Source organism: Cytobacillus firmus NBRC 15306 (genome assembly GCF_001591465.1).
Lineage (GTDB): Bacteria > Bacillota > Bacilli > Bacillales > Cytobacillaceae > Cytobacillus > Cytobacillus firmus.
This window is the reverse complement of record NZ_BCUY01000046.1, coordinates 26,223-32,309: the sequence shown is the minus strand read 5'-3', so window position 1 is coordinate 32,309 and position 6,087 is coordinate 26,223. Positions and strand designations below refer to the sequence as shown.

Below are 6,087 nucleotides of genomic sequence, written 5' to 3'. Positions count from 1 at the left end.
TCCTTTAAGAATTCTTTGCGGAATTTCTTTATTGTACTTGTAGTAACTCTTGTGCTCCAGACTCGCCCAGAAGTCCATGGCGATCGTCCTGATTTGAATCTCAACTGGAACCAGCTCTTCCCTGTCAGACATAAAAATGGGAATCTGGACAATTAGATGCAGGCTCTGATAGCCATTTGGCTTTGGATGCTGTATATAATCCTTGCATTCGAGCACGGCTATATCTTTCTGGCTTTCAAGCATGGCTTTGATTTTATAGATATCGGACACAAACGAACATGTAATGCGAACGCCAGCAATATCCCGAATATTTTGCTGAATGGATTCTAGTGTAATTTGCCCAGGCGTATTTGTGGCCATATGGACTCCTTTGAAGTTTAGCCTTATTTTTGGATGGTCTATAATTTGATGGTTTTTTGCAGATTGTTGCATTTACTCCCTGTTCCCTCAATTTAGAAACTAGCAAATGAAAGTTAGACATTGCTTTCACCTCTATGTGACACTGTGTCATCCTTACAATTGAATTGTATATGACATCGTGTCACACGTCAACTAGTTATGACACAATGTCACAAATTTGCCTTCTTTTGAATTAATGGATAGCTCTTTTAGAAACAAATCTCAGCCTATTTACATGTCATCACTTTGAGCTGTATAATACATAATTAGTTACTCTTGATAACTATTACTTAAGGTAACCAAATTGGAGGTTATTAATATCGAAACATTCCAGCGTTTTTTTCATCAGCTCGTTCTATTGTATCGCCCATTTGAAAATAGGCTGAATACTGAGTTAAGCAAGCATCAATTATACCGGGCTCAGTGGTCCATCATGTATTACATGTATAATGATGGTTCCGTTACATTGGTAGAGCTTTCCCATTACCTTGGCGTTGAAAAACCAACGGTCACAAGGACGATTGCAAAATTGGAAGAAATGGGCTATTTAGAACCGGTTCCAACTAAAGACAAACGGGAAAAAAGAATGCAGTTGACTAGTGCAGGCAGAAAGGTTTATCAGGAAGTCCGCGCCACAATCGATGAATTCGAACAGGAAATTTTAGAAGGAATTTCAGAGGAGGAACAGCTGGAAGGAATTCGTCTGATGAGCCTGATCCGCAAAAATTTAATGCAGGGAGAGTTTTAAATTGAATTCGAAGCTTTGGACAAAGCATTTTATTATTGTTTCATCGGTTAATTTTTTCTTAACATTGATTTTCTATCTGCTATTGGTGACCATCGCTGTTTTTGCAGTGGATTACTATAGTGCCACAACTAGCCAGGCCGGGCTTGTGACAGGCATTTTCATCATTGGGACACTCATCGGCAGGCTATATATCGGGCGGGCCATTGATAAAATTGGACGCAAGAAAACACTTTTTATCGGTTTGATCTTTTTTACGATGACGACCCTTTTGTATTTCGTAAACATTGGAATTGCTTTCCTGCTGATTACCAGGTTTATCCACGGCATTGCTTTAGGAGTGGCAAGCACAGCGACTGGAACCATCGCGGCACAAATTATTCCTGCAGCACGCAAGGGGGAAGGAATTGGCTACTTCAGCATGAGTACAACACTGGCAACAGCTGTTGGGCCATTTATTGGCTTATTGATGATGCAAAAAGTTTCTTTCCAAGTGATTTTTGCCTTCTGTCTGGCCATCGGTATCATTGCCCTTATTACACCCTTCTTTTTATATGTTCCAGCCGTTGAAACCTCAGATCTGAAGAAACCCGGTTTTCAGCTTTCCAGCTTTATCGAGCCAAAAGCGATTAAGATCGCATTAATCACGCTGGCGATTGCATTTGCTTATTCCGGCGTCCTTTCTTTTATCAACTTTTATGCGTTAGAAGTCGATTTAGTTCAGGCTGCGAGCTTTTTCTTTCTGATTTACTCGGCCGCTGTCCTTGTTTCACGTCCATTTACCGGTCGGCTGATGGATTCTAAAGGAGCAAATTATGTGATGTACCCTGCTTTTATCTTATTTGCGGCAGGCATGTTTGTCCTCAGCACAGCAAACAGCAGTTTCACCCTGCTTTTGGCAGGAGCGCTAATTGGGATTGGCTTCGGGAACATGCAGTCCTGCACCCAGGCAGTGGCCGTCAAGCTGACACCGGCACATAGAATGGGATTGGCAACGTCAACGTTCTTCATTTTTCTTGATGCAGGCCTGGGATTTGGGCCCTATTTGCTTGGGTTCATTATTCCGGTTACAGGCTATGGCAAACTCTACGGAATGATGGCCGTGTTTGTATTATTGTCAGCTATTTTATATTATTTCCTGCATGGGAAGAAGGAAGCTGCAGCTTTAAAGAAAATAAACACATCTGTTTCAGCTTAAATCAAAATAATTAAAAGCCATGGAGCCTTGCCGCCCATGGCTTTTAATCGTTTAATTCTGAAATACTGTAACTGTTTTAGGACTTGTGCTCACGTTAAAGCCCTGTTTATTTGCTACATCCGCACTAATGGTGTAAGTCCCGTTCGGCAAATCTGCGTCCGGAGTCCACTTTAAATGAATTTCATGTTCATTTTCGACATTAAAAGTATCAACGATTTTTCCGGCTTCACCTTTAATAAACACTTTCCAGTTTACGCGGTTGTTTGCAAATGCATTGATTATCATTTGGCCCTAAATAGCCTAATACCAGCGTAAGCTCTAGAGATTCCATTAAACAATTTAAACGCTAAGTACTTTACCAAGGTCAACATAAATTTCATATTAAAGATGTCGTCTAAGTGTACTAGCTCCCCGACTTTCATTACCTGCTAAGATATCTAATATACCTTGTGATTCAAATAGTTGTTTGGTACAATTTAGGAAAATTAAAGGTGTGAGATGGTGTCACTGTCCTATTTAATAACTGTAATCCCTCTTTTGATTATTGGTAGGTTCTTTTTAAGCATTGAAAATCTCCCATTCTTTGCAAAGTCCCTGCTTCCCCTGTTAATTATAATGCCCCTTTACTACTTAATTACATTGATTCCTGGAACTAATCGTAAAATCAAGAAAAGATATGGTACTCCGCTATTAGGCTTGATAATTGTATTTTTTTTACTCATAGGAAACTAAATTTAATAAAAGAAAAATTTATTGATACTCCATAAAGTTAAAGAATATAATACAAAAATGCCTCTGTAGCTCTAGAAGGGAAGAGCGCCGGAAAACATTGTAGAAACCGGGTCGCAAGGCAAGGGTTTCAGAAGCACCGAAAAGCAAATTAGCTGAGGCAGGTGAAATTCCTAGCCGGTGAAAGTCCGTAGGGAAGCGTGTTCTCCCCTAGCCTATGCTTACGAAAGGAGTGCGGGTTCGAATCCCGTCAGAGGCACCTCTTCATTTTTCAACTAAAAAAACAGGTGAAGCTTTTAAATGCTCCTCCTGCTTTCTAACAACTATTTTTTGACGTAATCAATGCGTTTTACCCTATGATTAAATTTTTCTTTCCAGTAGCCATCATTCATATTTGCAATCGCTACTCCAGTAAAACTTTGAGCCCCTATAAAGTTCCCATCACCTAAATAGATACCCACGTGGCCATCCTTTTTGTATGTGTCAAAGAATACGAGATCACCCGGCTGCATATCCTCCACCTTAATGGCTGTACCTAAGTGTTTAAGTGTTTCAGTGCTGACAGATGTTAACTCCCCTAATTTAACACCGACCTGAGAAAATGCCCAATGGACAAAGCTGGAACAATCGAATCTTCCCATTTTAATATCGTTTTGGTTTCTTCCACCCCCAAAGACATATACTGAGTTATTTATCCACCGGTTACCTATAGTGGTTACATCATTGTCTGCACCAGGAGTAATATTTATTTCACCATCTTTATTAACATTCATGCTGTTTTTGTATACTTCTGCTTGTGCAATGACCTTATCTACATACCAATCAGCGTGGTTATAGTGCCATATCGCCTTTCTCACATCTTTTTTGAATCCAATAGCCAAGATATTTAGCGGCAGAGGCCACGCTATCAGCGATGCTCCAAGGGCTTGCTATACCGTCATTATCTGCATCTACTCCGTACCCAGATTCCGCTTTAATTAGGGTTATATCCGTTATATCAATGTCTGGGGCTACTAACCCGCCGCTTGTTTCATATTTATGACCTACCCAAGTTGCCGGCATGAACTGCATGTGACCGACTGCTCCTACTGATGAAATCATTGTTGGGTGTCTAGAAAAATCAGTTTCTATTGCGTGTAGGGAGGCCAAGTAGTACCAAGGGATCCCATATTCATGTTCAGCATGAAGGTAGTACTTCATGTATTCAGGAGGAACCTGGCCTTTAGCAGACGCTGGAACAAAAATTGATGTGCTAGGTTTATCCACTTGTAAATCTCCTAAATTCTCATTCTTCCGTGCTTTTTCATTTTCAATCGCCTTTTCAATACTTGTTTTTTGTTTAGAGAGTATTTCGCTTTCTTTTTCCCAGGTTTCTTTAGCTTTATGATGTTGATTTTCCTTAATTTTTAATTCCGAAAGAAGCTTATCTTTTTCAGCTATTTGCTCGCTTAAAAGTTCAGCCATACCCTTTAGTTCGAGTTCCAGGCTTTGTTGCTTTTTTAATTTAGATGTAATTGCTTCTTCTTTCTCTATTAACAGATTAAGTGTTTCAGTTTGTTATAATCTGTTTGGTCGTTTCCAATGCTGAAGGAATCGGTTGGATCCTTTGGTGAGTTGGCAAAAGTGTTGAATCATAAGTTGGAATTATAGAAACTCTGTCTTGCAGGGGCTTGATATTTAGTTTCAGCTCTTGAATTTCAGTTTCTAGTCGAAAGTTCTCCTCTCTAGCTCCTTTTATCTTCGCGCGGTTATCTAATATGGCCGTTTTTAATCTTTCGATATGATTCTTTAAAACGGCCTTCTCAATCTTAAATTGATTAAGGGTGCTATCCATTTTCACTATTTGCTGCTGTATACCTTCAATTTGTCCCTCAATCCTGGAAACAGTACTGTTTGTTTCGGCAAGGACAGGACCCGGGAGACTGCCTACTCCTATAACAAGGGCAGCTGATAATGTTGCTAACCTTTTCATGACTTCCCACCAAACAAAAAAAACCCAAGAGACACAGTCAGGTGATCACTGTGTCCTCTTGGGGAATTCCCATTTTATAGTTTATTTTATTAAATATATCATAGCGTAAATTACATCCTCCTACAACGGGTAGTACCAGCGAAGCTGTCACTACCCGTAATAAGGAAGAAATTTAGAAATGTAAAGAGTTCTCTATTTCTGATTGCCTTACTTCGATTGGAATTCGTTCCATCATATCCAATTTAAAAATGCCATAAGGATTTACATGGCTATAGATAAGCGGACTTAACGCCCTCAAATCTTCAGGTGTCATCATATCCAACCACTTCTCTTCCGATAAAACGGATTGAATCAAGAGAGTGTTAATATACACAAGAAGCTGATTTGCGTGTAAACTTTACAGAACTTTTTAAAACAGCTGCTTCAAGAGAGGCAATTAATACAGAAATTCTGCAAAAGAGACTTATCTTATGTTTATGGTTTGGGTACAAATGCAGGGCTAAAGCGAGTTTCAAACGGAGAACAAGGAGAAAAATATAATGATTTGTTATATATACGGCGAAAATACATTGATAAAGATAATCTGCGTAATGCTATTGCTGAGATTGTAAATGCCATTTTACGAAATAAAATGACAGATATTTGGGGAGAAGGAACAACTTCCTGTGCTTCTGATTCTAAGAAATTTGGTGCATAATGACTGAATGGCATATTCGATATAGAGGCAGAGGTGTAATGATTTACTGGCATGTGGCTAAACATTCAACCTGCATCTATTCCCAATTAAAATCATGCTCTTCTTCAGAAGTAGCCTCCATGATCGAAGGGGTTTTGAAGCATTGTACGAGCATGGAGGTTGAAAATCTTTTGGGCTACACAAAGGCCCATAGCAAAACGGCGAAAGCTCCCAGGCTAATTCTGGACATGAGGAATTTAGCTGAAGGGTCGCACCTTTTAGCAATTTGTCGTGTTGCTACAGAGGTCACACGCAAAATTAAATGCTTTTTCGTGGGTGGTTGTAGGGGTAAATTGTAAATACACATC

Annotated in this window: 9 protein-coding genes and 1 pseudogene; 4 read left to right on the top strand and 6 right to left on the bottom strand. The window is 39.6% G+C overall.

The features are described 5' to 3' along the window. Window positions 1-360: GTP pyrophosphokinase (locus BFI01S_RS13580; RefSeq protein WP_082804530.1), on the bottom strand; the 360-nt coding region annotated here is incomplete at its 3' end. Window positions 361-703: 343 nt separating this feature from the next. Between BFI01S_RS13580 and BFI01S_RS13575 the strand changes: the two genes are divergently transcribed. Then, complete coding sequence (locus BFI01S_RS13575) at window positions 704-1,147, top strand: MarR family winged helix-turn-helix transcriptional regulator (protein WP_206700518.1); 444 nt, start codon at window positions 704-706, stop codon at window positions 1,145-1,147. A 1-nt stretch (window position 1,148) separates the two neighbouring features. Further along, window positions 1,149-2,342 (top strand): MFS transporter, encoded by a 1,194-nt coding sequence (locus BFI01S_RS13570; protein WP_061793106.1) that lies wholly within the window; start codon window positions 1,149-1,151, stop codon window positions 2,340-2,342. 51 nt (window positions 2,343-2,393) lie between these two features. Here BFI01S_RS13570 and BFI01S_RS13565 read toward each other — a convergent pair whose 3' ends face one another. The 5 genes and pseudogenes from BFI01S_RS13565 to BFI01S_RS22560 form a co-directional block, all read right to left on the bottom strand. Continuing rightward, entirely contained in the window at window positions 2,394-2,627 is a 234-nt protein-coding gene (locus tag BFI01S_RS13565) for a hypothetical protein (protein WP_061793105.1), read from the bottom strand. Between the two features lie 767 nt (window positions 2,628-3,394). After that, on the bottom strand, window positions 3,395-3,928 hold the full coding sequence (locus BFI01S_RS24035) for a C40 family peptidase (RefSeq protein ID WP_501162077.1): 534 nt from the start codon (window positions 3,926-3,928) through the stop codon (window positions 3,395-3,397). Beyond that, window positions 3,903-4,535 carry a lytic transglycosylase domain-containing protein gene (locus BFI01S_RS24030; protein ID WP_235831186.1) on the bottom strand — a complete coding sequence of 211 codons (633 nt, stop codon included), beginning with the start codon at window positions 4,533-4,535 and terminating at the stop codon, window positions 3,903-3,905. The genes BFI01S_RS24035 and BFI01S_RS24030 overlap by 26 nt, the downstream gene beginning before the upstream one ends. Window positions 4,536-4,620: 85 nt before the next feature. Next, window positions 4,621-5,043: a hypothetical protein gene (locus BFI01S_RS24025; RefSeq protein WP_235831185.1), complete on the bottom strand. Its 423-nt coding sequence runs from the start codon at window positions 5,041-5,043 to the stop codon at window positions 4,621-4,623. 172 nt (window positions 5,044-5,215) lie between these two features. Next, window positions 5,216-5,440: pseudogene (locus tag BFI01S_RS22560) on the bottom strand (Tn3 family transposase); the annotation flags it as partial. Window positions 5,441-5,461: 21 nt separating this feature from the next. On the opposite strand from BFI01S_RS22560, the gene BFI01S_RS24020 reads away from it, so the two are divergent. Together BFI01S_RS24020 and BFI01S_RS24380 are read left to right on the top strand one after the other, a co-directional pair. Continuing rightward, window positions 5,462-5,740 carry a Tn3 family transposase gene (locus tag BFI01S_RS24020; RefSeq protein WP_082804529.1) on the top strand — a complete coding sequence of 93 codons (279 nt, stop codon included), beginning with the start codon at window positions 5,462-5,464 and terminating at the stop codon, window positions 5,738-5,740. After that, entirely contained in the window at window positions 5,740-6,078 is a 339-nt protein-coding gene (locus BFI01S_RS24380) for a Tn3 family transposase (protein WP_082804528.1), read from the top strand. The genes BFI01S_RS24020 and BFI01S_RS24380 overlap by 1 nt, the downstream gene beginning before the upstream one ends. Window positions 6,079-6,087: the final 9 nt, after the last annotated feature.

Bases quoted from the DNA above. Each gene is read 5' to 3' on its own strand.
- BFI01S_RS24025 (WP_235831185.1), bottom strand. From the start codon at position 5,043: ATGAAAAGGTTAGCAACATTATCAGCTGCCCTTGTTATAGGAGTAGGC.
- BFI01S_RS24380 (WP_082804528.1), top strand. From the start codon at position 5,740: ATGACTGAATGGCATATTCGATATAGAGGCAGAGGTGTAATGATTTAC.
- BFI01S_RS24030 (WP_235831186.1), bottom strand. From the start codon at position 4,535: ATGGCTGAACTTTTAAGCGAGCAAATAGCTGAAAAAGATAAGCTTCTT.
- BFI01S_RS13565 (WP_061793105.1), bottom strand. From the start codon at position 2,627: ATGATAATCAATGCATTTGCAAACAACCGCGTAAACTGGAAAGTGTTT.